The organism is Streptomyces sp. 2P-4 (assembly GCF_030167965.1).
GTDB lineage: Bacteria > Actinomycetota > Actinomycetes > Streptomycetales > Streptomycetaceae > Streptomyces > Streptomyces globosus_A.
On record NZ_CP095012.1, the window covers coordinates 155,879 to 181,826 of the forward strand.

The following is a 25,948-nucleotide window of genomic DNA, read 5'->3' on the forward strand; positions in this document are numbered from 1 at the left end:
GCCGTACGGCGACGACAACGACGAGAGCGGACGGGGGCCGGCGGCCCCCGGGCCGCCCCGCACCAAGGGATGGGGACTTCGTGAACACCGGACTGCCCGGCGCAGCCGAAGAGGGACTCGCAGAGGAGATCTACGAGTTCCGCGCCTCTCGGGCGCAGCACCGCATGTACTTCCTGCAGCAGCTCGCGGGCGACGCGCCCACGTACCACATGCCGCTCTTCCACCGGCTGCGCGGCGCCGTGGACGGCGGGGCGCTGCGCGAGGCGGCGCGCGTCCTGGTCGAGCGGCACGAGGCGCTGCGGACCCGGTTCGCGGTCCAGGACGGCGAGCTGCTCCAGCTCGTCGCCCGGGAGGCCGCCTTCGAGTGGGCGGAGACGGACGTGGCGGCCGCGGCCGCCAGGTTCGGCCGCGCACCGGAGGACACCGGCGGTGTCGTCCGGGCGTGGGTCCGGGCGGAGGAGGCGAGGCCGTTCGACCTGGCGCGGGGCCCGCTCTTCCGGGTCGGGCTGCTGCGCGTGGCGGCGGAGGAGTCGGTGCTGCTGGTGGGGATGCACCACATCGTCTCCGACGGCTGGTCCTGCGAGATCCTCTTCCGCGAGCTGGCCGAGGTGTACGGGGCCCTGGTGTCCGGGGCGGGCGCCGCGCTGCCGGAGGTGGAGTTCCAGTACGCGGACTACTCCTGCTGGCAGGAGGAGTGGCTCGAGAGCCCGGCCGCCGCGCGGCAGCGCGCGTACTGGGAGCAGCGGCTGGCCGGCGACCTGCCGGTCATGCGGCTGCCGGCGACCCGGCCGCGCGGTGCGGCGGCGGAGCGGCGCGGGGCCTCGCTGGCCTTCGGGCTGCCCGCGGCGGCCGAGCGGCTGCGGGAGCTGTGCGGTGGCGCGGACGCGACGTTCTTCCACGGGCTGCTGGCGGTCTTCGACCTGCTGCTGAACCGCTACACCGGGCTCGACGACATCGTGGTGGGCACGCCGATCGCGAACCGGCACCGGTCCGAGTTCGCGTCCGCGGTGGGCCTGTTCGTCAACACGACGGTGCTGCGCACCGACCTGTCGGGGGACCCGACGTTCCGGGAGCTGCTGCTCCGGGTCCGGGACGGCGTCCTGGAGGCGCAGGAGCACCAGGACATGCCGTTCGAGGAGCTGGTCCGGATGAAGAACCCGGACCGGGACGCCGAGTCGTCGCCCGTCTTCCAGGTGATGTTCGGCATGAACGAGGTCGGCGACCAGGTCCTGCGCTTCGCCGGGATCGAGGGCGAGCCGCTGGCGGCGGACTCCGGCACTGCCAAGTTCGACCTGTCCCTGGACGTGGCGGACACCCCGGAGGGTGTGAGGGGGGTCTTCGAGTACCGCAGCGACCTGTTCGAGGCGTCCGTCGTGGACGGCCTGGCCCGCCACTACGCGCGGCTCGTCGAGGCCGTCGTCGCGGAGCCGGACGTCCCGGTGTCGGCCCTGCGGATGCTGTCCGAGGAGGAGTGCGCCGCCCTGGCGCCCGCGCCCGCGGCGGCCCCGGCGGCGGCCTCCGGTCCGCGGCCGGTGCACGAGCTGTTCGCCGAGTGGGCCTCCCGCACGCCGGACGCGGTGGCGCTGGTCGACGGCGGGCTCCGCATCGGCTACGGCGACCTGGACCGCCGCGCCAACCGGCTCGCGCACCACCTGCGCGGGCTCGGGGTGGGCCCCGGTGTGATGGTCGGGCTGAGCATGGAGCGGTCCGCGGAGCTGGTGGTGGCGCTGCTCGCGGTGCTGAAGGCGGGCGGGGCCTACGTTCCGCTGGACCCGGCGTACCCGGTGGACCGGCTGCGCCTCATGGTCGAGGACTCCGGGCTGCGGACGATCGTGACGGGCCGGGGGGTTCCGCGCTGGTGGGCCGATCCGGCCGGGGAGGGCGCCGCCTTCGACGGGGCGGTGGTCGACACGGCGGCCGACCGGGAGCTGCTGGAGGCGTACCCGGACACGCCGGTCGCCGCCGGTGCGGGCCCGGACGACCTCGCGTACGTCATCTACACCTCCGGTTCGACCGGCCGCCCGAAGGGTGTGCTGATCCCGCACCGCAACATCAGCCGGCTGTTCACCTCCACCGACCACTGGTTCGGATTCGGCCCCGGGGACGTGTGGACCCTCTTCCACTCCTACGCGTTCGACTTCTCCGTGTGGGAGCTGTGGGGCGCCCTCGCGTACGGCGGCCGGCTGGTCGTCGTCCCGTACGGGACGAGCCGGGAGCCGGGGGCCTTCCTGCGGCTGCTGCGCGAGCAGCGGGTCACCGTGCTCAACCAGACGCCGTCGGCGTTCCACCAGCTGATGCGGGCCGACGAGGCCTCCGGCGGCGACCCGTCGGAACTCGCCCTGCGCTACGTCGTCTTCGGCGGCGAGGCCCTGGAGCCGGCGTCGCTGCGCGGCTGGTTCGACCGGTACGGGGACGCCTGCCCGCAGTTGGTGAACATGTACGGCATCACCGAGACGACGGTGCACGTCACCCACCGCCCGATCACCCTGAAGGACCTGGAGGCCGGCAGCGGCAGCGTCATCGGCGAGCCGATCCCCGACCTGCACCTGTACGTGCTGGACCCGCAGGGGCGGCCTGTGCCCGCGGGTGTGCTGGGCGAGCTGTACGTGGGCGGCGCGGGCCTGGCGGACGGGTACCTGAACCGGCCGGAGCTGACCGCCGAGCGGTTCGTCCGGCACCCGTTCTCGGACGATCCGGCCGAGCGGCTCTACCGCACCGGCGACCTGGCGCGCCGGCTGCCCGACGGGGACCTGGAGTACTGCGGCCGCACCGACGCGCAGATCCAGCTGCGCGGCTTCCGTATCGAGCCGGGCGAGATCGAGGCGGCTCTGGCCGGCCACGAGCTGGTGCACGAGGCGGTGGTGCTGGTGCACACGGACGAGGAGGGGCACGCCCGGCTCGCCGCCTACGTCACCGCGCGGACCGGGGCGGACGCCGGAGCCCTGGACGGTGGGGCGCTGCGGGCGCACGCCGTCCGGCGGCTGCCCGTCCACATGGTCCCGTCGACGTTCACGGTGCTGCCGGAGTTCCCGCTCACGGCGAACGGGAAGGTGGACCGCAGGCGGCTGCCCGCCCCGCAGGCCCCCCGGGCCGGATCGGGCCGCGCGTGCGCGGCGCCGTCCACGCCCGCGGAGCAGGTGCTGGCGCAGGTGTGGGCCCGCGTGCTGGACGTGGAGCAGGTGGGCGTCGACGACAACTACTTCGCGCTGGGCGGCGACTCCATCCGCAGCATCCGGCTGCTGGCCCTGGCGGGCGAGGCCGGTCTGCGGATCGGCTTCCAGGACCTGATGGCCCACCAGACGATCCGTGCGCTGGCCGCGGCGGCCACCGCCGCGGGCGGCACGGGCGGCGCCGGGGGCGGCGCCGGGGCCGCCGCGCACCCGCCGTTCTCGCTGCTGGACCCGGCCGACCGGGACCGGCTGCCGGACGGCCTGGACGACGCGTACCCGATGACCCGGCTCCAGCAGGGCATGCTGTTCCACGGCGACCTGTCGGGGGCGGGCAGCGAGTACCACAACGTGTCGACGTACCGGATCCGGGCCGGGTACAGCGAGGACGCCTGGCGGGAGGCGGTGGCGGGGCTGCTGGCCCGGCACGAGATCCTGCGCACGTCCTTCGACGTGAGCGGCTTCCGGGAGCCGCTGCAGCTGGTCCACGCGGACGTCGCGCCGCCGGTCGCCTTCGAGGACCTGAGCGGTCTGACGCCCGACGCGGCGGATGCCGCGGCGGAGCGCCGCTGGGAGCTGGAGAACGCCGGGCGCTTCGACTGGCGTACGGCCCCGCTGATCCGCTTCCACGTGCAGCGGCGGCCCGACGACACCGTCCAGCTGTACATCACCGAGCACCACGCGATCCTGGACGGCTGGAGCGAGCGCTCCCTGTACGCCGAGCTGCTGCTGCGCTACGGCCGCGCGCTCTCCGGCGCGGAAGCGCCGTCCGCGGCTCCGCTCCGGTCGCGCTTCTCCTCGTACGTGGCGCTGGAGCGGGCGGCGGTGGAGGACGAGGGCAGCCGACGGTTCTGGGCCGGGCAGTTGGAGGGCGCGACCCTCACCCGCCTGCCGCGGGGCGCCGTGGCGGCCGGGCGGCCGCAGGACGCGGGCGCCGCGGTCATGGAGTTCACCGAGCAGGCGCTGCCCGGTGCGGTGCTGGAGGGGCTGACCGCGCTCGCCCGGGACCTGGGCGTCCCGCTGCGGACGGTGCTCCTCGCGGCGCACCTGCGGGTGATGGGCCTGCTGACCGGCACGGACGACCCGGTGACGGGTGCCGTGTACAACGGGCGGGGCGAGGAGGCGGACGGCGACCTGGCGCTGGGCGTCTTCCTGAACACGCTGCCGGTGCGCGGCCGGCTGGCCGGCGGCAGCTGGTCCGACCTGGTGCGCGAGACGGCGGCGCTGGACCTGGAGATCCTGCGGCACCGCCGCTACCCGCTGGCGGAGATCATCCGGTGCACGGGTGTGTCCGAGCCGTTCGAGTCCTTCTTCAACTACACCCACTTCCACGTCGAGCGGCAGCTGGACGGGCAGTCGGAGGTGGAGGTCCTCGACTCGCGGGGTGTCGCGCACACCAACTTCCCCTTCGGGGCGGAGTTCTACCGGGACGCGGTGCACGGCGGGCTCGGCCTGGGGCTGCGCTGGGACGCGTCCCGGTTCGACGCCGCGCAGATCGGGCTGTTCCACGGCTACTACGCGGCCGCGCTCACCGCCATGGCCACCGACCCGGAGGGCCGCTACGAGACCGCCGACCTGCTGTCGCCGCAGGAGCACCGGCTGTTCGGCGAGTGGAACGGCACGGCCCGGCGCTACGACCGGACGCACGTGCTGCACGCGCTGGTCGAGGAGCAGGCCCGGCGCACGCCGGACGCCCCGGCGGTCCGGTTCGGCGGCCGCTCGCTGACGTACCGGGAGCTGGACGAGCGGGCGGATCGGCTGGCGGGCCTGCTGCGGGCGCGCGGTGCCCGGCCGGGCGGGTTCGTGGCGGTGCTGCTGGAGCGCTCGCTGGAGCTGCCGGTCTGCCTGCTCGCGGTGCTGAAGTCGGGGGCCGCGTACGTCCCGCTCGACCCGGAGCACCCGGGGCGGCGGCTGCGCGGAATCCTGGCGGATGCCGGAATCCCGTTGGTGCTCACGCTTCCGGAGTGGGAGGCGAAGGTCGCCGGGCCGGGCACGGTCCTGGTGCACCCGGACGCGGCGGAGGCCGACGGCGCGGGCGAGGAGGCCGGATCGGAGGCCGCCGGGCCCGGGGACGCCGCGTACATGATCTTCACATCGGGTTCGACGGGGACGCCGAAGGGCGTCGTCGTCTCCCACCGGGCCATCGTGAACCGGCTGCTGTGGATGCAGGAGGAGTACGGTCTGCGGCCCGGCGAGCCGGTGCTGCAGAAGACGCCGGCGACTTTCGACGTGTCCGTGTGGGAGTTCTTCTGGCCGCTGCTGACCGGCGCCGTCATGGTGCTCGCGGCGCCGGGGGGCCACCGCGACCCGGCGTACCTGGCGGAGCTGATCGGGGCCGAGCAGGTCACCACGGTGCACTTCGTGCCGTCGATGCTGCAGGCGTTCGTCGAGGAGCCGTCCGCCGCGGCGTGCACGAGCCTGACGCGGGTGGTGTGCAGCGGCGAGGCCCTCCCCCACGACCTCCAGCAGCGCTTCCTGTCCCGCTTCACCGCGGAGCTGCACAACCTCTACGGGCCCACCGAGGCGGCCGTGGACGTCACCTACTGGCGGTGCACGGACGACGGCAGCGGCGTGGTCCCCATCGGGCGGCCGGTCGCCAACACCGAGCTGTACGTGCTGGACCGGCACGGCCTGCCCGTGCCGCGCGGGGTGACGGGTGAGCTGTACCTGGGCGGCGTCCAGCTGGCCGAGGGCTACCACCGGCGGCCGGACCTGACCGACCGGGCCTTCGTCCGGCACACCGACCGCGCCGGGGTGGTGCGCAGGCTCTACCGGACCGGGGACCTCGTACGGCACCTGCCGGACGGAGCGCTGGAGTACCGGGGCCGCACCGACGCGCAGATCAAGCTGCGCGGGTTCCGGATCGAGCTCGGGGAGGTCGAGGCGGTCCTGTCGGCCCACCCGGACGTCGCCGAGTGCGCGGTACTGCTGCGCGGGGACCGGCTGGCCGCCTACGTGGTCATGCGGCCGGGCGCCGCGGGCGCGGCCGGTCCGGCGGTGCTCTCGGCGCACGCCGCGGACGCGCTTCCCGCGTACATGGTGCCGTCGTCGTGGACCGAGCTGGCCGCGATGCCGCTGACCGGCAGCGGCAAGCTGGACCGCAAGGCCCTCCCCGCGCCGGCCGAGGGGGCGCCCGCCCGCTCCGCCGCGGCCGTCGGCCCGCGCGACGGCCACGAGGCGCGGCTGCTGGACCTCTGGACCGAGCTGCTCGGCGCGGACGGCCTGGGCGTCGAGGACGACTTCTTCGCGGCGGGCGGGCATTCGCTGCTGGCGCTGCGGCTCGTCTCCCGTATCAACGCGGCGTTCGGGCTGCGGCTGGGCGTCTCGGCGGTGCTGGCGCACCCGACGGTCGCCCGGCAGGCGGAGCTGGTCCGCGGCGGCAGCGAAGCCGCCCGGCCCGGGGCGGCGGTGCCCCTGCGGGCGGCCGGCACCCGGAACCCGCTCTTCCTGGTGCACCCCGCGGGCGGCAGCGTGCTGTGCTACCGCGAGCTGGCGGCGGCCCTGGGCGCGGACCAGCCGGTGTACGGGCTCGCCGCGGCGGGACTCGACGCCGGAACCGCGCCCGCGCAGAGCGTCGGGGAGATGGCCGAGGCGTACCTGCACGCCGTCCGCGAGGTGCGGCCCGCGGGCCCGTACCGCCTGGCGGGCTGGTCGTTCGGCGGGCTCGTGGCGCACGAGATGGCCGTCCGGCTGACCGCCGCGGGCGAGCGGGTGGAGCTGCTCGCGCTGGTGGACAGCGGCCACCCCGACGGCAGCCGTGCTCCGGGCACGGAGGCGGAGGTGCTCCTGCACTTCCTGGAGGACCTGCTGGCCTCCTCCGGGGGCGGCGGGGTGCCGCCCGCGACGGCGGCGGCGCTGGCCTCGGCGGCCGCGGCCGGCGGGGTCCGGGAGGGCCTGCGCGTGATCCGCGGGGAACTGCTCCGGGCGGACCCCGGCGGCGCCCCGCAACCGGACGACCTGGCCCGCCACCACGCGGTGTTCCGGGCGAACCTGCGGGCCGCGGCGGCATACCGGCCACCCGTCTTCCCCGGCGCGGTGCGCCTCTACCGCAGCACCGACGGCATCCGGGCCGGCTTCACCGAGGCGTGGGGGCGGACGGCCGGATCCGGCCTGACGGTACGCGACCTCGACACCGACCACTACGGGATCGTGCGCGGCGCGCACGCCCAGGAGATAGCGAGAGACATGTACGACAACAACCGGGAAGGGCCCCGACCGTGACCGACAGGAGAACCACCCTGTGGCGGCACGCCGACTTCCGCAACCTGTGGCTCGGGCTGACCGCGTCCCTGTTCGGCTCGAAGGTCACCGCCGTGGCACTTCCGCTGATCGCCGCCGTCTCCCTGGAGGCCACGCCGTTCGAGATGGGCGTCCTGGTGGCGGCGGAGGGCCTGCCGTACCTGTTCATCAGCCTGTTCGCCGGGGTGTGGCTGGACCGCAGTGCGAAGCGGCCCATCCTCATCCTCACGGACCTGGTGCGGGCGGCGCTGCTGCTGCTCCTGCCCGTCGGCTGGGCGGGCGGCTTCCTCTCCTTCCCGCTGCTGCTCGCGGTGTCGCTGGCCGTCGGCGCCTGCACGGTGGTCTCGGACATCGGCAGTGCCTCGTACCTGCCGCTGCTGATCGACCGCAAGGACCTCGTCGAGGGCAACAGCAAGCTGGAGCTGAGCAGCTCGGCGTCCGACATCGCGGGCAACGCGATGGGAGGCGGCCTGCTCCAGATGGTCTCCGCGCCCTTCGCGGTGATCGTCAACTCGGTCACGTACCTGGTCTCCGCCGTCTTCACGGCGCTGATCCGGCACCGTGAGGCCAAGCCCGCGCCGGCCGTCCCCGAGGCGGGGGGCGAAGCGGTGGTGAAGCCGAACATGTGGCGGGAGATCGCCGAGGGCGCGCAGCCGGTGCTGCGGAACCCGGTGGTGCGGACCCTGGTGACCGCCACCCTCGTCTTCAACCTCTTCACGCTGGTGATCGAGCCGGTGTTCCTGATCTTCGTCACCCGCACGCTGGGCGTGGAGCCCTTCTACATCGGCCTGATCTTCGCCTCGGCCGGGGCCGGCGCCCTGGTCGGCGCCCTGCTCGCCGAGCGGGCGAGCCGGCTGCTGGGCCTGGGGCGGGCGATGGTCGTCTCGCTGGGCGTCGCGGGTCTGTCGGCCCTGCTGATCCCGCTGGCCACGCAGCTTCCGAAGACGGAGGCCTCGCTGCTCATCGTGGTCATGCACTTCATCGACTCAGCCATGATCATCATCTACAACGTCAACCAGCGCAGCCTGCGGTCCGCGGTCACCCCGGACCACCTGCAGGGCCGGATGAACGCGACCATCCGGATGGCCGTGATGGGCGTGACCCCGGTCGGCGCCCTGGCCGGCGGCTTCCTCGGCGGTGCCATCGGCACCCAGCAGACCCTGGTGCTCGGCGCGATCGGCGTCCTGCTCTCCGGTGTCGTGATCCTTCTTTCCGGTGTCCGGTCGGTGCGGGAGATCCCCGACGCCGAACCCGTAGCGGTGTGAGGCGGTACAGCATGACCAACACACTCTCCGGCCGCATATCCAGCGGTCCCAGCGCCCTCCTGCGGGACGAGCTGCTCGACCCGCAGTTCGCCTACGAGGCCGAGCACCTGCTCCCGTACTACGTGCAGATCGAGCGGACGCTCGTCGCCGAGTACGCGCGGATGCGGCTGATCTCCCCCGGGCAGGCGGGGGAGCTGGACGGCCTGCTCCGCGGCGCCACCCGCGAGGTCATCACGGGGCAGCAGCAGGCGAACATGTCCGACATCGCGTTCGCGCTGGAACGCCACGTGGAGAACGGCCTGTCCGCGCCCGTGCCGGCCTGGCACCTGGACCGCAGCCGCAACGACCTCCAGGCGTGCGCCCAGCTGATGTTCGCCCGCAACCGGCTGATCGGGGCGGCGCGCTCCCTGCTGGACTTCCAGACGGCCGCGCGGGAGCTGGCCGCGGCCACGGTCGACCTGCCGATGCCCGGCTACACCCACCACCAGGCCGCCCAGATCATCACGCCGGGCTTCTACCTGGCGGCGGTCTCGGAGCACGTGCAGCACACGCTGCGCCGGCTCCTGGCCACGTACGACGGGATCGACGCCTGCCCGCTGGGCGCGGGCGCCATGTCCGGCCAGGAGCTGCCCTGGGACCGGGACCGGATGGCCTCGCTGCTGGGGTTCCGGCGGGCCCAGCCGAACGCGCTGATGTCGGTGGCCTCCCGCGGCTGGGCCCTGGAGATCACCGCCGAGTTCGGGGTCCTGGGCGTGGCGCTGAGCCGGTTCGCCACGGACCTGCTCGCCTGGGGCAGCAGCGAGTACGGGTTCATCGACCTGCCCGACGAGCTGTCCGGCATCTCCTCGGCGATGCCGCAGAAGAAGAACTTCCCGATCCTGGAGCGCATCCGGGGCCGCAGCTCGCACCTGTCGTCCTTCCACATCGACGTGACGCTGGGGCAGCGCAACACGCCGTACTCCAACACCGTCGAGGTGTCCAAGGAGGCGGGTGCGCACGTCTACCAGGCGTTCGAGGCGCTGCGCAGCACGACGCGGCTGTTCACGGAGGTGCTGCGGCACCTGTCCTTCCGGACCGACCGGATGGCCGAGGTGTGCGAGCGGGAGTTCCTGGGCGGCTTCGCCCTCGCCAACTCGCTGACGCTGCGCGAGGAGGTGCCGTGGCGGCGGGCGCAGGTGATCGCCGGCCGGTACATCGTGGCGGCGGTCGCGGCGGGCCGCAGGCCCGCCGAGGGCGACCCGGAGCTGCTGCGCCGGGCCGCGCTGGACCAGGGCCACGAGCTGGCCGACCCGGCGGCCACGCTGGGCGACGCCTTCGACGTCGGCCAGGCGCTGCGCCGGATGCGGTCCAGCGGGTCGGCGCATCCGGACGCGGTGCGGACGGCGCTCGGGGCGCAGCAGGAGGAGCACGAGCGGCTCGTGCAGGAGTGGGCGGAGCGGGCGGCGGCGACCGCCCGGACGACGGGGGAGGACGGGAATGGAAGCGCACGCGAGCCCCATGGCGGCTGAGATCGACATCTGCGGCACCGGTACGGCGTTCGGCACGTTCGGCGAGCTGCTCCAGGGCGTGCTGCCGGAGGGAGACCGGCACTTCATGGTGACGTTCCCGGTCGCGGGGTGGAGCCGGGCGGTCTTCCGGCACTCCCCCGGCCGGGAGGGCTTCACCGTCTGGCCGCCGCACAAGCGCAAGGCGGTGCGGATCGCCGAGCTGGCGCTGGCCGCGGCCGGGCGGACCGGGGGCGGCTCGCTGGAGCTGAGCAGCGAGCTGCCCGAGGGCAAGGGCATGGCGAGCTCGTCGGCGGACCTGGTGGCCACGGTGCGCGCGGTGGGCGCGGCGGTGGGCAGGGCGTTCGGGGCGGCGGAGATCGAGTCCTTCATGCGGAGGATCGAGCCGACGGACGGGGTGATGTACGACCAGATCGTCGCCTACCACCACCGCGAGGCCGAACTCCGCGAGGAGCTGGGCATGCTGCCGCCGCTGGTGATCGTCGGGCACGACGAGGGCGGCCAGGTCGACACCATCGCGCACAACCGGCAGTCCCGCCGGGTCGGCGAGGCGGAGAAGGCGGAGTACGCCGTCCTGCTGGACGAGCTGTGCGCGGCCGTCCGCGCCGGCGACCTGGCCGCGGTGGGCCGGGTCGCGACCCGCAGCGCGGAGCTCAACGCGGCCGCCCGGTCGCGCCGGAGCCTGCCCGAACTCCGGCGGATCTGCGCGGAGACCGGCGGGCTCGGGGTGGCCTGTGCCCACAGCGGCACGGTGCTCGGCATCCTCTACGCCGCCGACGACCCGGAGCTGGCCGCCAGGGTCGGGTCCGCGCTGGCGGCGTGCGCCGAGCTGCCGGGGACGACGGCGGTGCACCGGTCGCTGGGCCGCGGGGACGTCTGGAGCGCCAGCTCCATGGAAGTGACGGTGCGGGAGACCACCGTGCCGGCTCGCGGGGCGAGCACCGAATCTGCCTGGGGGGCATGAACATGATCTTCGAATCGATGAACGACGCGGTCGGCAACACTCCGCTGGTCCGGCTGGACGTGCCCGCCTCCGAGGGCACGCAGGTGTACGCGAAGCTCGAACTCGCCAACGCCTTCGGGATGAAGGACCGGGTGGCCCGGAACATCGTCTCCGAGGCCCGCCGGCTGGGCGTGCTGCGGCCCGGCGCGCCGATCGTGGAGAGCTCCTCGGGCACGATGGCGCTCGGCGTCGCCCTGGTCGGACGCTCCCTCGGGCACCCGGTGCACATCGTCACCGACCCGCGGACCGATCCGACGACCCTGGCGAAGCTGCGCGCCCTGGGCTGCGAGGTCCACGTCGTCGCCGCCATGGCGGACGGCGGCTGGCAGGGGGCGCGGCTCGACCGGCTGGCCGAGCTGATGCGCGAACTGCCGGGCGCCTTCTGGCCGCAGCAGTACAGCAACCCCGACAACCCCGGCGCCTACCGGGTGCTCGCCGCGGAACTGCTGGCCGACCTCGGCCCGCTCGACACCCTGGTCGGCGCGGTCGGCAGCGGCGGCTCGCTGTGCGGCACCGGCCGTGCCCTGCGGCACAGCCTGCCCGGACTGCGGGTCGTCGGGGTGGACTCGGTCGGCAGCACGCTCTTCGACCAGCCGGACGTGCCCGGCCGGCTGCAGAGCGGCCTCGGCAACAGCCTCCACCCGAACAACCTGGACCGCACCGCGATCGACGAGATCCACTGGCTGAACGACCGCGAGGCGTTCGCCGCCACCCGCGAACTCGCCCGTGAGCAGCAGATCTTCGCCGGGAACACCTCCGGCTCCGTCTACCGGGTGCTGCGCCACCTGGCCCTGACGGCCGAGCCGGGCAGCCGGATCGTCGGCATCTTCCCCGACCGCGGCGACCGGTACACCGAGACCGTCTACAGCGACGAGCACTGGGCGGCGCACCGGCTGGAGGAGCTCGCCTGCTCCGACGCCCCGGTCCCCGTGGAGTACGGCACCCCCGTCCGCTCGTGGTCCTCCGCCGGCCTCGGCGGGCGGCCCGCCGGCCCCCGCCACCTGCTGTTCGTCGAGGCGAACACCAGCGGCACCGGCGTCCAGGCGCTGGGCACCGCGGCCGGGCTCGGCCTGACCGCCGTCCTGCTGACGAGCAATCCGGACCGGTACGCGGGGGCCGCGGAGACCGGCTGCCGGATCGTGGTGTGCGACACCAACGACGCCTCCGCCCTGCGCCGCACCATCCAGGAGCGGTTCCGGCGGGAGGAGATCGCCGGCATCACCACGACCAGCGACTTCTACGTGCCCGCCGTCGCCGCGCTGGCCGAGTGGCTGGGCCTGCCGGGCAACGACGAGGCGGCGGCGAACCGCTGCCGCAACAAGGCCGAGCTGCGGCGCACGCTGGAGGCGGCGGGGGTCCCCCAGCCCCGCTTCGCGGTCGTGACGGACGCCGCCCGCGCCGAGGAGGCCGCCGCCTCGGTGGGCCTGCCCTGTGTCGTCAAGCCCGCCGACGACTCGGGCTCCAACGACGTGCTGCTGTGCTCCACGGCCGCCGAGGCCGCCGTGCACGCCGCCCGCATCCTGGCCGTCGAGACCAATGTCCGCGGCCTGCCCACGGCCCGCACCGTGCTCGTCGAGGAGTACCTCGACGCCCCCGAGTACAGCGTCGAGATGTTCGGCGACGGCGGTGACGCCGTCTGCGTCGGCGTCACCGCCAAGCACCTCACCGGCATCCCGTACTTCGTCGAGGCGGGGCACGACTTCCCGGCGCCGCTCCAGGAGGCGGAGCGGGCCGCGCTGGTGGACGCCGTCACCCGGGCGCTGAAGGCGGCCGGCATGCGCTTCGGGCCGACGCACACCGAGGTCAAGCTGACCGCGCGGGGCCCGGCCGTCATCGAGATCAACCCGCGGCTCGCCGGCGGCATGATCCCCGAACTGATCAGGCTCGCCACCGGATCGGACCTGCTGGAGCAGCAGATCCGGGCCGCCGCCGGGCTCCCGGTGGACCTCGCCGCCCGCCGGTCCGGGCACGCCGGCATCCGGTTCCTGCTCGCCGACCGGCCCGGCACGCTCGCGTCCGTCGACGGCACCGGCGAGGCGCTGGCGGCCGAGGGAGTCGAGCGGGTGACCGTCACCGCGGCCGCGGGGCGGCCCGTACGCCCGCCGCAGAACGCGTACGACCGGCTCGGCCACGTCATCGCCCGCGGCGACGACGCCGCGCAGGTCGCGGCCGCCCTCGGGGCGGCCCGGCAGCACATCACCGTCCGGCTCGACGCCGACGCGTCCGCGAAGTAGGGGAAGAACACCCATGACCATGATCGAACTGCGCAGCGACACCTTCACCCTGCCCACTCCGGCGATGATGCGCGCGATGAACGACGCCCCGCTGGGGGACGACGTCTACGGCGAGGACCCGACCGTCCGCCTGCTGGAGGAGCGCTCCGCCGACCTGCTCGGCAAGCAGGCCGCCTGCCTGATGCCGAGCGGCACCATGGCCAACCTGGCCTCCATCCTGGTGCACGCGCCCCGCGGCTCGAAGATGCTGGTCGGTGCCGAGAGCGACATCTACATCTACGAGGCCGCCGGCGCGACCGTCTGCGGCGGCGTGATGTACGAGCGCATCCCCAACCAGCCCGACGGCCGGCTCCTGCTGTCCGACCTGCGCGCCGGATTCCCCGACGACCCCGAGGACGAGCAGTTCGCCCTGCCCTCCCTGGTCTGCCTGGAGAACACCCAGAACCGCTGCGGCGGCGTCGTGCTCCCGCAGAGCTACATGAAGGAGGTCTGGGAGTTCGCCCACGAGAACGACGTCGCCCTGCACCTGGACGGCGCCCGGCTGTTCAACGCCGCCGTCGCGCTCGGGATCCCGGCCGCGGAGATCGCCCAGTACGCCGACTCGGTGCAGTTCTGCCTCTCCAAGGGGCTCGGCGCGCCCATCGGCTCGATGGTGGCCGGCAGCGAGGACTTCGTCACCGAGGTCCGCCGGGCCCGCAAGATGCTCGGCGGCGGCATGCGGCAGGCCGGCATCATCGCGGCCGCCGGCCTGGTCGCCCTGGACGGCCTGGACCGGCTGGAGGAGGACCACGCCCATGCCCGCCGGCTGGCCGAGGGCCTGGCCGGGATCGACGGCATCGAGACCGACCCCGCCGCCGTGCAGACCAACATCGTGATGTTCCGGGTCACCGACCCCCGCTTCACCTGGCAGACGTTCGTCGAGGCCGCGGCCTACCGCGGGCTGTCCCTGGCCGAGCTCGGGCACGGCAGGCTGCGCGCCGTCACGCACAACGGCGTGTCCGCGGCGGACATCGACAAGGCCGTCTCCATCGTCCGCGACGTACTGACCGAGGACCGGACCCGCTGACATGACTCCCCACGACCTCGTCCGGGACACCCCGGACACCGGCACGCACACCGGCGCGCACACCAGTGCGGGCGCCACCGCCGCGGGCGCCACCGCCCAGGCCCTGCAGGCCGAGCTGCTCGGCATGCTGCTCGGCAACACGAAGGAGCTCTTCGCCCCCGACACCGTCCGCCCGGCCCCCCGCGACGGCCTGCTCCCGGCCTCCAGCGCCCAGCAGCGGCTGTGGTTCCTCGACCGGCTGCACGGCAGCAGCGCCGCGTACAGCGTCCCGTTCGCCATCCGCATCGACGGCGCCCTCCGCGTCCCCGCGCTGCGCGCCGCGCTCCAGGACCTCGTCGACCGGCACGAGGTGCTGCGCTCCTCCTTCGCCGAGGAGGACGGCGAGCTCGTCCAGCGCATCGCCGCCCGGCTCCCCCTCGACGTCCCCTGCACCGAGGTGGGCGCCCCGACGGAGCAGGCGGCGGAGGAGGAGGTCCTGCGGGCGATCGGCGCGGCGGCCCGCATCCCGTTCTCGCTCACGCAGGGCCCGCTGATCCGGGCGGCCGTCTACCGCACGGCCGCCACCCGGCACTACCTCTTCATCAACTTCCACCACACGGTCACCGACGGCTGGTCCGAGGGCGTCTTCGCCCGCGAACTCTGGCAGCTGTACGAGGGCCACGTCTCCGGCATCCCGGCCGCCCTGCCCGCCCTGCCGCTCCACTACGCCGACTACGCGGCCTGGGAGCGCGACTCGCTCGCCGACGGCGACCTGCGCCGCCAGCTCGACCACTGGCTCGAACGCCTCGCGGGCGAGCTGCCGACCCCCCGCCTCCCCGCCGACCGGCCCCGCCCGGCCCGGCCCACCTTCGCGGGCGGCACCGTCCTGGCCGCGCTGCCCGCGGAGCTGGAGCAGCGGCTGCGCGAGCTGTGCCGGCGCGAGGGGCTGTCCCCGTTCGCCGTGCTCCTCGCCGCGTTCAACGCGCTGATGCACCGGTACACGCGGGAGGAGGACCTCATCGTCGGCGCCCCGGTCGCCAACCGGACCCGCCCCGAGTTCGAGGGCGTCGTGGGGTTCTTCGTGAACACCGTCGCCCTGCGCTGCCGGGTGTCCGGCGACACCGCCCTCGGCGACGTGCTGCGCGCCACCCGGGACACGGTGCTCGCCGCGCACGCCGACCAGGAGGCGCCGTTCGCCCGCGTGGTGGAGGAGCTCGCCCCGGACCGCGACCCGGGTCTGAACCCCCTCTTCCAGGTGCTGTGCAACTACCTCGACCTCGCCGAGGAGCCCGCCGCCCCCGGCCTGGCCACCCGCGTCCTGGAGGTGGAGGAGGACGTCACCCGGTTCGACCTCGAAGTGCACTTCGAGGCGAAGGCGGATGGCACGGTCTGCCGCTTCGTCTACAGCAGGGACCTCTACGACGCGGACCGCATCGAGCGGATGGCCGGCCACTACCTGGCCGTGCTGCGGGCCGTGCTGACCGCGCCGGACACCCGGGTGGACGACGTCGACCTGCTCTCGCCGGCGGAGCGCGCGCAGGAGCTGGCCGGCTGGAACGCCACCGGGGCGCCCGTCTCCCCGTACACACTGCCCGAGCTGGTCGAGGCCCAGGTCGGGCGGACGCCCGACGCCCCGGCCGTCCTCTTCGAGGACGAGACGCTGACGTACGCGGAGCTCAACGCCCGCGCCAACCGGCTGGCCCGCTCCCTGATCGCCCGCGGCGCCGGACCGGAGCGGTCGGTGGCCCTGCTGGTGCCCCGCTCGCCGGACATGGTCGTGGGGCTGCTCGCGGTGTTCAAGAGCGGCGCCGCCTACGTGCCCGTCGACCCGGACTACCCGCGGGACCGCATCACCTACCTGCTGGAGGACGCCGCTCCCGCGCTGGTCCTGGCGCACTCGCGGACCGCGGACCTGGTCCCGGACGGCCTCACGACCCTCCTGCTGGACGACGCCGCGACGGCCGCCGAGATCGCCGCGCACTCCGCGGAGAACCCCGCCGACGCCGACCGCACCGCACCCCTGCACGACCTGCACACGGCCTACGTCATCTACACCTCGGGCTCGACCGGCCGCCCCAAGGGCGTGCTGATGCCCGCCGCGGGCCCGCGGAACCTGGTGCTCTGGCAGCGGGACACCATGCAGGGCATGAAGGGCGCCCGCACCGCCCAGTTCACGTCCGTCGGCTTCGACGTGTCGGTGCAGGAGATCCTCGCCAGCCTCGTCTCGGGCAAGACCCTCGTCGTGCCCACCGAGGACACCCGGCGCAGCGCCGAACAGCTCGCCCGCTGGCTCGACCGCCACCGCGTGAACGAGCTGTACGCACCCGCGCCGGTCATCGACGCCGTGTACGAGGCGGCGGACGAGCTGGGCCTCGCCCTGCCCTGCCTGACCGACGTCCAGCAGGCCGGCGAGGCGCTCACCCTGACCGGCCGGACCCGCGCCCGCCACGCGGACCCCGCGCACCGGCTGCACAACCTGTACGGCCCGGCCGAGGCCCACGGGGCGACCGTGTACTCGCTGGCCGGCGACAGCGCCGGCTGGCCGGATGCCGCCCCCATCGGCGGCCCCATCGCCAACACCCGCGTCTACCTGCTGGACGAGCGGCTGCGCCCGGTGCCCGCGGGCGTCGCCGGCGAGATCTACATCGGCGGCGAGGGCGTCGCGCGCGGCTACGCGGACCGGCCCGGACTCACCGCCGAGCGGTTCGTCGCCGACCCGTACGGCCCGCCCGGCGCCCGCGTCTACCGGTCCGGGGACCTCGCCCGCCGCCTGCCCGGCGGCGAGCTGGAGTTCCTGGGGCGCGCCGACCACCAGGTGAAGATCCGGGGCATCCGGATCGAGCCGGGCGAGATCGAGTCGGTGCTGTCCCGGCACCCCTCGGTCGCCCAGGCCGCGGTCGTGGCCCGGGACGACCGGCCCGGCGGCAAGTACCTCGCCGCGTACGTCGTGCCCGCCGCCGGGCACGGCTGGGATGCGGAGGAGCTGCGCCGGCACGCGGAGGAGTTCCTGCTGAAGGCGATGGTGCCGACCGCGTTCGTGCCCGTGGACGCCTTCCCGCTATCCCCGAACGGCAAGCTGGACCGCAGGGCCCTGCCGGCCCCGGCGCTCGACGCCGCACTGACCGGCCGGCCGCCGCGGACCGCTCTGGAGCGGGCGCTGTGCGGCCTGTTCGGGGAGGTGCTGGACCGGCCCTGGGACAGCATCGACGACAACTTCTTCGCCTTCGGCGGCCACTCCCTGCTGGCCACCCGGCTGATCAGCCGGATCCGCTCCGAGCTCGGCGCCGAACTGCCCATCCGGACCGTCTTCGAGACGCCGACCGTGGCGGCCGTCGCCGAGGCGCTGGCCGGCGCGGGCGGGGACGCCGTGCGCAGGCCTCTGGTCCGGGCCGCCCGCCCCGAGACCGTCCCGCTGTCCTCCGGGCAGCGCCGGCTGTGGTTCCTCAACCGGCTCCAGGGCCGGCGGGCCGCGTACAACATGCCCTCCGCGATCCGCCTGACGGGCGCACTGGACGTGCCCGCCCTGGAGGCCGCCCTCGGCGACCTCACCGCCCGGCACGAGATCCTGCGGACGGTGTACCCCGACTCCCCGCAGGGCCCGCGGCAGCGGGTGCTGGACGCGGCGGACGCCAGGCCGGTCCTGCGCACCGGGCAGGTCGCCGAGGCGGACGCGGCCGCCGCCGTGGCCCGCGCGGCCGCCGAGGGCTTCGACGTCACCGCCGACCTGCCGGTCCGGGCCCACCTGTTCGAGACCGGCCCCGACACGTACGTCTTCGTCCTCGTCGTCCACCACATCGCCGGCGACGGCTGGTCGATGGGGCCGCTGTGGCGCGACCTGTCGGCCGCGTACGCGGCCCGGCTCGACGGCACCGCGTACACCGGGCCGGAACTGCCGGTGCAGTACGCGGACTACGCCCTGTGGCAGCGGGAGCTGCTCGGCGACGAGGACGACCCGGACAGCACCGTCTCCCGGCAGCTCGCCCACTGGCGCCGGGTTCTGGACGGGGTCGCGGAGGAGACCGCCCTGCCGGTCGACCGGCCGCGCCCGCCCGTCTCCTCCCACCGCGGCGGGACGGCGCCGTTCCGGGTGCCGGCACCGCTGCACCGGCGGCTGCTGGAGGTCGCCGAGCAGACCGACTCCAGCCTGTTCATGGTCGTCCAGGCCGCGCTGGCGGCGCTGCTCACCCGGCTGGGCGGCAGCACCGACATCGTGATCGGCACACCGATCGCGGGCCGCACCGACGAGGCCCTCGACGACCTCGTGGGCTTCTTCGTCAACACGCTGGCGCTGCGCACGGACACCTCCGGCGACCCCACCGCGCGCGAGCTGCTGCACCGGGTCCGCACCGCCGACCTCGCCGCGTACGAGAACCAGGACGTGCCCTTCGAGCGGCTCGTGGAGGTCCTCAACCCGGCCCGCTCGATGGCCCGGCACCCGCTGTTCCAGGTGATGCTGGCCCTGCACAACACCACCGAGGACCTGCCGGACCTGCCGGGGGCGGCCGCCTCCGCGCTGCCCGTCGAGACCGACGCCGCCCAGTTCGACCTGCACTTCGACCTGACCGAGAGCCGCGCCGGGGACGGCGCGCCCGCCGGCATGGACTGCTACGTCGAGTACGCCGAGGACCTCTTCGACCGGGACACCGCGCAGTCCTTCGCGGACCGGCTGGTGCGCATGCTGGACGCCTTCGGCGAGGACCTGGACCAGCGGACGGCGGCCGTCGGCCTGCTCGGGCCCCAGGAGCGGGAGCTCCTGCTCACCGGCTGGAGCGGCAGCGGGCACCCGGCCGAACCGGTCACGGTCGTCCGCCGGTTCGAGGAGCGGGCCGCAGCCTCGCCGGAGGCCGTGGCGCTGCGCACCGGACCGCTGGTGCTGACCTACGCGGAGCTGAACGCGCGGGCCAACCGGATCGCCCGCCGGCTGATCGCGCGGGGCGCCGGGCCGGAGGACCTGGTGGCGCTGGTGCTGCCGCGGTCGGCGGAGATGGTCGCGGCCATGCTCGGCGTGCTGAAGGCCGGCGCGGCCTACCTGCCGGTGGACCCCACGCACCCGCGGGCGCGGACCGCCGCCGTGCTGGAGGACGCCGCTCCGGCGGTCGTCCTCACCGCCGAGGACGTGTCCGCCCTGCTGGAGGGGGCGGATCCGGGAGACGCGGAGCACTCCGCGAACCCGGTGGACGCGGACCGGGTGCGGCCCCTGGCCCCCCGCCACCCGGCCTACGTCATCTACACCTCGGGTTCGACGGGCCGCCCCAAGGGCGTGGTCGTGGAGCACCGCTCGGTGGTCAACTTCCTGGAGACCACCAACGACTACTACGAGCTGACCGCCGCCGACACCGTCCTGCACTTCGCGACGCCGACCTTCGACGTGTCCGTGCTGGAGATCTTCTGCCCGCTGCTGGCCGGAGCCACCCTGGCGGTCGCCGACGCCGACCAGCGCCGGGACCCGGAGCTGCTGACGGAGTTCATCCGGGAGGCCGGCGTCACGGTCGCCGACCTGCCCCCGGCCCTGCTGCCGCTGCTCGACCCCGACCGGCTGTCCTGCCTGCGGATCGTGTCGGTCGGCGGCGAGGCCTGCCCGGCCGGCCTGGTCGCCGCCTGGGCCGCCGACGGCCGCCGGTTCATCAACAGCTACGGCCCGACCGAGAGCACCGTGGCCGTCACCGTCATGGACTGCACGGGCAGCTACGACCGGAACCCGCCCATCGGCCGCCCGATGCAGAACATCCGCGCGTACGTCCTCGACGGGGACCTGAACCCCGTCCCCGCGGGGGTAGCCGGCGAGCTGTACCTGGCGGGCGCCGGCCTGGCCCGCGGCTACCTGCGGCGCGCCGCGCTGACCGCGGAGCGCTTCGTGGCCTGCCCGTACGGGGAGCCGGGGGCCCGCATGTACCGCACCGGGGACCTGGTGCGCTGGCAGCGGGACGGCACGCTGGACTTCCTCGGCCGCACCGACGACCAGGTGAAGATCCGCGGGTTCCGCATCGAGCTCGGCGAGATCGAGGCGGTGCTCTCCGCGCATCCGGCGGTCGAGCAGGCCCGCGTCCTGGCGGTCGACCTGCCGTCCGCGGGGCTCTCGCTCGTCGCGTACGCCGTCCCCGCGGCGGGCTCGCCGGCGGCCGGGGCCGAGGAGCTGCTGCGCGCGCACGCGGCGGCCGCCCTGCCCGGGCACATGGTGCCGGCCGCGTTCTGTGTGCTGGACGCACTGCCGATGACGCCGAACGGCAAGCTGGACCGGAAGGCGCTGCCGACCCCGGACCTCCGGGCGGCGGAACGGCCCCGCGCGGCTCCGCAGTCGGACACGGAGCGGGCGGTGGCCGGGATCTGGGAGGAGCTGCTCGGCGCCGGGCGGGTCGGCCGGGACGAGAGCTTCTTCGCCCTCGGCGGCCACTCGCTGCTGGTGGTGCGGGCCGTGAACGCGATCCGGTCGCGGTTCGGGGTGGCACTGCCGATCCAGCAGTTCTTCCGGGAGCCGACCGTCGCCGGGTTGGCGCGGGCGGTCGAAGCGGGCGCCGCCGCCCCGGTGGAGGGCGCCGCCGCCGACGGCCCCCGTGTCGTCCGCCGCGCCCGCACGGCCCGTACCGCCGCGCCGTCCGCCGGGGGGAACCGGTGAAGCCCCTCGCGCAGGACGAGATCCGCCGCGCCTTCGTGAACATGTCGAAGAGCCGCTCCCGGGCCCTGAGCGTGCCGGTCCTGGACCGGGTGGACTGGGAGGACCGCGACTTCTACGCGTGGACGGACGGCCGCGACCTCAGCCGCGCCTACCTGGTGGCGCAGCGGCCGGACGGGCCGGTCGGCGTGGAGCTGCGGGCCACCCGCCGGACCGCGGACTTCCGCAGGAAGTCCATCTGCGGGCTGTGCTACACCTCGCACCCGGTCGGTGGGACGGCCCTCTTCTCCGCCCTCAAGGGCGGCAGGGAAGGCCGGCTGGGGAACTCGGTGGGGCTGTACGCCTGCCGGAACCTCGCCTGTTCCGCGTACGCCCGGAAGAAGATCGCGGCTCCCATGGGCCAGATGGACGAGACGCTCGACCTGGACGAGCGGATCGCCCGGGTCGTCCAGGGACTGGAGGCGTTCGTGTCGCGAATCCTCCACTGACGGCGGTCCCGACCGCGCCGCGCCGGGCGTCGGCGCGGCGCCCGGCGGGTTCAGGGGAGCGGGGGCGGGCGGCGGATAGGGTGCGGTGCGTGTCCGAGCCACTGCGCGACCTCGCCGGCTACGGCGCCGAGCCGCCGCACGCCGCCTGGCCCGGCGGCGCCCGGGTCGCCGTCAGCCTCGTCCTCAACTACGAGGAGGGCGGCGAGAGCAACGTCCTGGAGGGCGACGCCGCCTCGGAGGGCTACCTGCACGAGGTGGTGGGCGCTCCGCCCGTCGTCGGAGGGCGCGACCTGAACTCCGAGTCGATGTTCGCGTACGGGGCGCGCGCTGGATTCTGGCGCGTGCACCGCACCCTGGCGGCGCACCGGGTGCCGGTGACCGTGCACGCGGTCGGGCAGGCGCTGGAGCGCAACCCGGAAGCGGGGCGGGCGATGGGCGCCGCCGGCTGGGAGGTGGCGGGCCACGGCCGGCGGTGGATCGACTACCGGGACGTGCCGGAGGACGCCGAGCGGGCCGACATCGCGGACACGGTCCGCACGGTCGAGCGGCTCACCGGCCGGCGGCCCGTCGGCTGGTACACGGGCCGGACCAGTCCGGCCACGCGGCGCCTCGTCGCCGAGGAGGGCGGCTTCCTCTACGACTCCGACGACTACGCGGACGACCTGCCGTACTACGTCGAGGCGGCGGGCCGGCCGCACCTGGTGCTGCCGTACAGCCTGGACGCGAACGACTTCAAGTTCCTGATCGTGCACGGCTTCACCACCGCCGACGACATGCTCGCCTACCTCGTCGACACGTTCGACGTGCTGCACGCCGAGGGGGCCGACCGGCCGCGCATGATGAGCGTCGGCATGCACGGCCGGATCATCGGCCGGCCCGGGCGGATCCGGGCGCTCGACGGGTTCCTGCGGCATGTGGCGCAGCTCGGCGGGGCGTGGGTCGCCACGCGCGAGCAGATCGCCCGGCACTGGCTCGCCGCGCACCCGCCGCCGCGGTGACGCCGGAAGGCGGCGCCCCGGTGGGACGCCGCCCTGCGGCCCGGGCGGGCCGCCGCCGGGTCAGCGGCAGTTCACCCAGGTGTTCGACTTGATGTAGTGCGTGGCGTTGTCGGACTTCTTGAAGCCGCGCGGGACGGTACCGCTCGACCCGCTGTGGTTCTTCTCCGAGAACCACTTGAAGTCGCAGGAGGAGCCGCGGTTGTACCAGGACTTGAAGCTCTGGAAGACCGTGTAGTTGGTGAGGTCCTTGTTGGTGCCCGCGACCTGCTGCCGACGGCCGGTGTAGTTGGAGCCCGACCACACGCAGAAGTAGCCCGACGGGCAGTCCGACGCCGCCTGCGGCTCGGCGCTCGCGGCTCCCGCCCCGCCGACGAGCAGACCGCCGGTGAGCGCGAGGCCGCCGGCGACGGCGGCGAACTTCTTGGTGACGCGCATGCTGTTTCCCCCTCTGATGTGCAGGTGGGCCGACCGGTTCGGCCGGCTCGCCATCGAGACTGCGGGGCGGGGTGCGGGGCGCGCCACAGCCTGCGGGGAAATGAGGCGGTTACGGGACGTCCCGGGCGCTGACCTGCTGGGATGCGGGTGGGAGGTGACGGCTCGGTGGGAGGCCGCGGGCGGCCGCGGCGGCGGGGAGGAGCGTCCAGCCGTCCACTTCCGTCACCGTCGGGGCGGCGGGGTCCCAGCCCGCGGCGAGGGCTGCGTCGAGGAGGGCGCGGACCGCGCCCGGCTCGTGGAGGTTGAGCCACTCCTCCCGGGACGTGCCCACCGAGCCGGAGGGGGCCAGACCGTCGGGTACCCAGCGGCCGGGGCCGTTGCGGAAGACGATCCTGAGCACGGCGCGCCGGTCGCGGCCGTGGACAAGCGTCAAAGACTCGCGGCAGTCGCAGCGTCCGTCCTCGCGGCGTGTGTGGGAATGGCGTACCGACCAGGTGAACGTCCGGTCGCCGGCCACCAGTCGGCGGCCCCTGCTGGTCCTGCGCGCCATCGTGTCCTCCGTTGGCTGCCGTGGCGGTGCTGCCGTGCTGCCGTGCTGCCGTGCTGCCGTGCTGCCGTGCTGCCGTGCTGCCGTGCTGCCGTGAACGATATCCGGCCGGTGGATCTTGCAGTGATGTGCGATCCGCGTGGCGTTGGGCGTGGGATCCAGAAGCGTTCCGGCTAGGCTGTGGGGCGGAGGTGACCGCTGTGTCCACTGAGAACGAGCTGTTCAGCGCGGTCGACGCGCTGCTGGAGCAGGTCGCGCAGGACCCCCTGCCGCATCCCGCCGAGCGCCGGCGCCTGCGCGAGGCCGCGGGGCTGAGCCAGGACCAGATCGCGGCCGCCCTGAAGACGCGGCGCGAGACGGTCAGCGGGTGGGAGGCCGGGCGTACGGACCCCCGCCCCCCGAAGCGCGCGGCGTACGCCAGGCTCCTGGAGGGCCTCGCCGAGCGCTTCCCGCCGCCCGGGCAGGAGGCGGCAGCCGCCGACGCCGCGGCCGGAGCCGGAGCCCGGGAGGAGGCGGAGCCTGCCGGCGGGGCTGCGGCCGAACCGACCGCTCCGCCGGCCGGCGGAGCCCGGGCCGCAAGGCCTGACGGCGCCTCAGTCCCGGCTGCTGCCCCTGCCGCAGCCTCCGTCCCCTCCCCCGCTCCCGATGGCCGGTCCGTGCCCCGGCCCGCCGTTCGCACGACCGGCGGCCCGGAGCGGCGGCGGCCCGCCCCCGTGGCCGGCGAGGCGCGGTTCTCCCACGGCCCGCTCGTCGTCCTCGACGCGGACGCGGACCGGCAGGTCGTCGCGTACGGCGTCGGCGGCATCGTCCTGGACGTGCCCGCCGCGTCCCTGCCGGCCCTGGTCGAGTGGGCGCTCGGCGAGGCGATGCTCGGCGCGCCGCGCCTCCACCGCAACGGCCGGGACTCCGACCCGGTGCTCGTGCTGACCGACGCGGCCGCCGAGCGCTACGGGCTGCCCGCGCGCCTCTCGCCGCAGGAGCGGCTCGCCGGGCGGCTCCCGGACGACCACAAGGCGGTCAGGCAGCTCACCAAGGCGGACTGGCAGCTCACCCGGCGCGGCCTCGGCCCCTGGGCCCGGATCTACCGGCCCGCGCAGGGCGGCCGGCGCTCCTGCGTGCAGCTGTGCGTCCTCGGCTGGGACGCGCTCGACGCCCGTTCGTGGGGCGGGGCCGCGGAGCTGCCGCCGGCCGAACTGGCCCGGCTGCTGGGCACGTACGCGACCCGGGTCATCACCCCGCGCGGCTCGACCGCGGTCAACGGCCTGGAGCTGATGACCGCCCTGCACCCGCCGACCCGGGCCGGCGAGCCGGACGCCTCCGGGCGCCGCCACAGCGAGCACAACCCCGGCTCGCTCGGCACGCAGCCCGTCGACTGCGCGCCGCCCGAGGCACCCGACGGGCACCCGCTGCTGGCGCACCTCCCCCGCTTCCACCAGCGCGGCCCCGCCGAGATGCTGCTGGAGGAGGCGTACGACTGGGCGCGGCCCCTCACCGACGAGGAGTGCCTGAAGCCGTACGTGGTGGGCATCGACGTGAACATGGCGTTCGCCGCGGGTGCGAACGGTGCCGTCGTCGGGCTCGGCGCGCCGACCCGGGTCTCCCGTCCCGCCTTCGACGCGAGGGTGCCCGGCTGCTGGCTCGTCGACCTCTCGCACGTCGAGCTCGACCCGCGCCTGCCGTCGCCGTTCACCCCGACCGGTGCCCGGCCGGAGGGGCCCGCCTGGTACGCGACGCCGACGGTCGCGTACGCGGTGGAGCTCGGCTGGTCCGTGCAGCCGCTGGAGGGCTACCTGCGCGCCGAGACCGGCCGCTACCTCGACGCCTGGTACGGGCGGCTGCGGGACGCGTACGTCGCCACGATGGCCGACCTCGGCGTCACCACCGGCATGGAGCCTCAGGCGTTCCTCGACGCGATGGCCCGGCACCGGGAGGCCGACCCGGAGCTGGCGCTGGTCCTGACCGCGATCAAGGCGACCGTCAAGGGCGGCATCGGCAAGCTCCGCGAACGCCCCCGGGGCGGCGGCTGGCGGCCCGGCCAGCCCTGGCCCGCGCTGCAGCGCCCGACGTGGCGCCCCGACATCCGGGCGGCGGTCATCTCCCGCACCCGCGTCAACATGCACCGCAAGATGCGCAACCTCGCCGCCGCGACGGGCCGCTTCCCGGTCGCCGTCCTGTCGGACTGCGCTGTGTACGCTTCCGACGGGCCGAGCCCGCTGGACTTCCTCCCCTACGAGGACGGCAAGCCCCTCAAGGGCGGCTTCCAGCTCGGGGTCTCCCCCGGCATGGTCAAGCACGAGGGCACCCAGACGGTGCTGTGGGCCGAAGGCGTGCGCGAGGAGCACGGGGACTGCCTGAACCTGGCCCGCTACATCAAGGACGGCCGGATCACCGCCCAGGACGACGGAGAGTAGG

At 74.8% G+C, this 25,948-nt stretch carries 12 protein-coding genes; 10 read left to right on the forward strand and 2 right to left on the reverse strand.

The window, feature by feature from the left end:
• Positions 1-80: 80 nt before the first annotated feature.
• The 9 genes from MUK52_RS31475 to puuE all read left to right on the forward strand — a co-directional run bounded on the left by MUK52_RS31475 (position 81) and on the right by puuE (position 22,554).
• The gene (locus MUK52_RS31475; protein WP_284581857.1) at positions 81-7,388 is read left to right on the forward strand and encodes a non-ribosomal peptide synthetase; all 7,308 of its coding nucleotides are present in this window, start codon (positions 81-83) and stop codon (positions 7,386-7,388) included.
• Complete coding sequence (locus MUK52_RS31480) at positions 7,385-8,671, forward strand: MFS transporter (RefSeq protein ID WP_284581858.1); 1,287 nt, start codon at positions 7,385-7,387, stop codon at positions 8,669-8,671. The genes MUK52_RS31475 and MUK52_RS31480 overlap by 4 nt, the downstream gene beginning before the upstream one ends.
• Positions 8,672-8,682: 11 nt before the next feature.
• Positions 8,683-10,179 carry an argininosuccinate lyase gene (locus tag MUK52_RS31485; RefSeq protein WP_114059221.1) on the forward strand — a complete coding sequence of 499 codons (1,497 nt, stop codon included), beginning with the start codon at positions 8,683-8,685 and terminating at the stop codon, positions 10,177-10,179.
• Positions 10,169-11,140, forward strand: a complete 972-nt coding sequence (locus MUK52_RS31490) for a GHMP family kinase ATP-binding protein (protein WP_284581859.1) — start codon at positions 10,169-10,171, stop codon at positions 11,138-11,140. The genes MUK52_RS31485 and MUK52_RS31490 overlap by 11 nt, the downstream gene beginning before the upstream one ends.
• A gap of 2 nt (positions 11,141-11,142) precedes the next feature.
• Positions 11,143-13,413 carry a pyridoxal-phosphate dependent enzyme gene (locus tag MUK52_RS31495; RefSeq protein WP_284582057.1) on the forward strand — a complete coding sequence of 757 codons (2,271 nt, stop codon included), beginning with the start codon at positions 11,143-11,145 and terminating at the stop codon, positions 13,411-13,413.
• A 19-nt stretch (positions 13,414-13,432) separates the two neighbouring features.
• Positions 13,433-14,479, forward strand: a complete 1,047-nt coding sequence (locus MUK52_RS31500) for a GntG family PLP-dependent aldolase (RefSeq protein ID WP_284582058.1) — start codon at positions 13,433-13,435, stop codon at positions 14,477-14,479.
• A 1-nt stretch (position 14,480) separates the two neighbouring features.
• Entirely contained in the window at positions 14,481-21,071 is a 6,591-nt protein-coding gene (locus tag MUK52_RS31505; RefSeq protein ID WP_284581860.1) for a non-ribosomal peptide synthetase, read from the forward strand.
• Positions 21,068-21,556: an FBP domain-containing protein gene (locus tag MUK52_RS31510; protein ID WP_284581861.1), complete on the forward strand. Its 489-nt coding sequence runs from the start codon at positions 21,068-21,070 to the stop codon at positions 21,554-21,556. Before MUK52_RS31505 ends, MUK52_RS31510 begins: the two co-directional genes overlap by 4 nt.
• 89 nt (positions 21,557-21,645) lie before the next feature.
• Positions 21,646-22,554 carry an allantoinase PuuE gene (gene puuE, locus MUK52_RS31515; protein WP_284581862.1) on the forward strand — a complete coding sequence of 303 codons (909 nt, stop codon included), beginning with the start codon at positions 21,646-21,648 and terminating at the stop codon, positions 22,552-22,554.
• Between the two features lie 60 nt (positions 22,555-22,614).
• On the opposite strand, the gene MUK52_RS31520 is transcribed toward puuE, so the two are convergent.
• Together MUK52_RS31520 and MUK52_RS31525 are read right to left on the reverse strand one after the other, a co-directional pair.
• Positions 22,615-22,989 (reverse strand): peptidase inhibitor family I36 protein, encoded by a 375-nt coding sequence (locus tag MUK52_RS31520; RefSeq protein ID WP_284581863.1) that lies wholly within the window; start codon positions 22,987-22,989, stop codon positions 22,615-22,617.
• 109 nt (positions 22,990-23,098) lie between these two features.
• A complete protein-coding gene (locus tag MUK52_RS31525; protein WP_246043052.1) occupies positions 23,099-23,539 on the reverse strand; it encodes a hypothetical protein in 441 nt (146 codons plus the stop codon).
• Between the two features lie 197 nt (positions 23,540-23,736).
• On the opposite strand from MUK52_RS31525, the gene tap reads away from it, so the two are divergent.
• The gene (gene tap / locus MUK52_RS31530) at positions 23,737-25,947 is read left to right on the forward strand and encodes a telomere-associated protein Tap (RefSeq protein ID WP_284581864.1); all 2,211 of its coding nucleotides are present in this window, start codon (positions 23,737-23,739) and stop codon (positions 25,945-25,947) included.
• Position 25,948 lies beyond the last annotated feature (1 nt).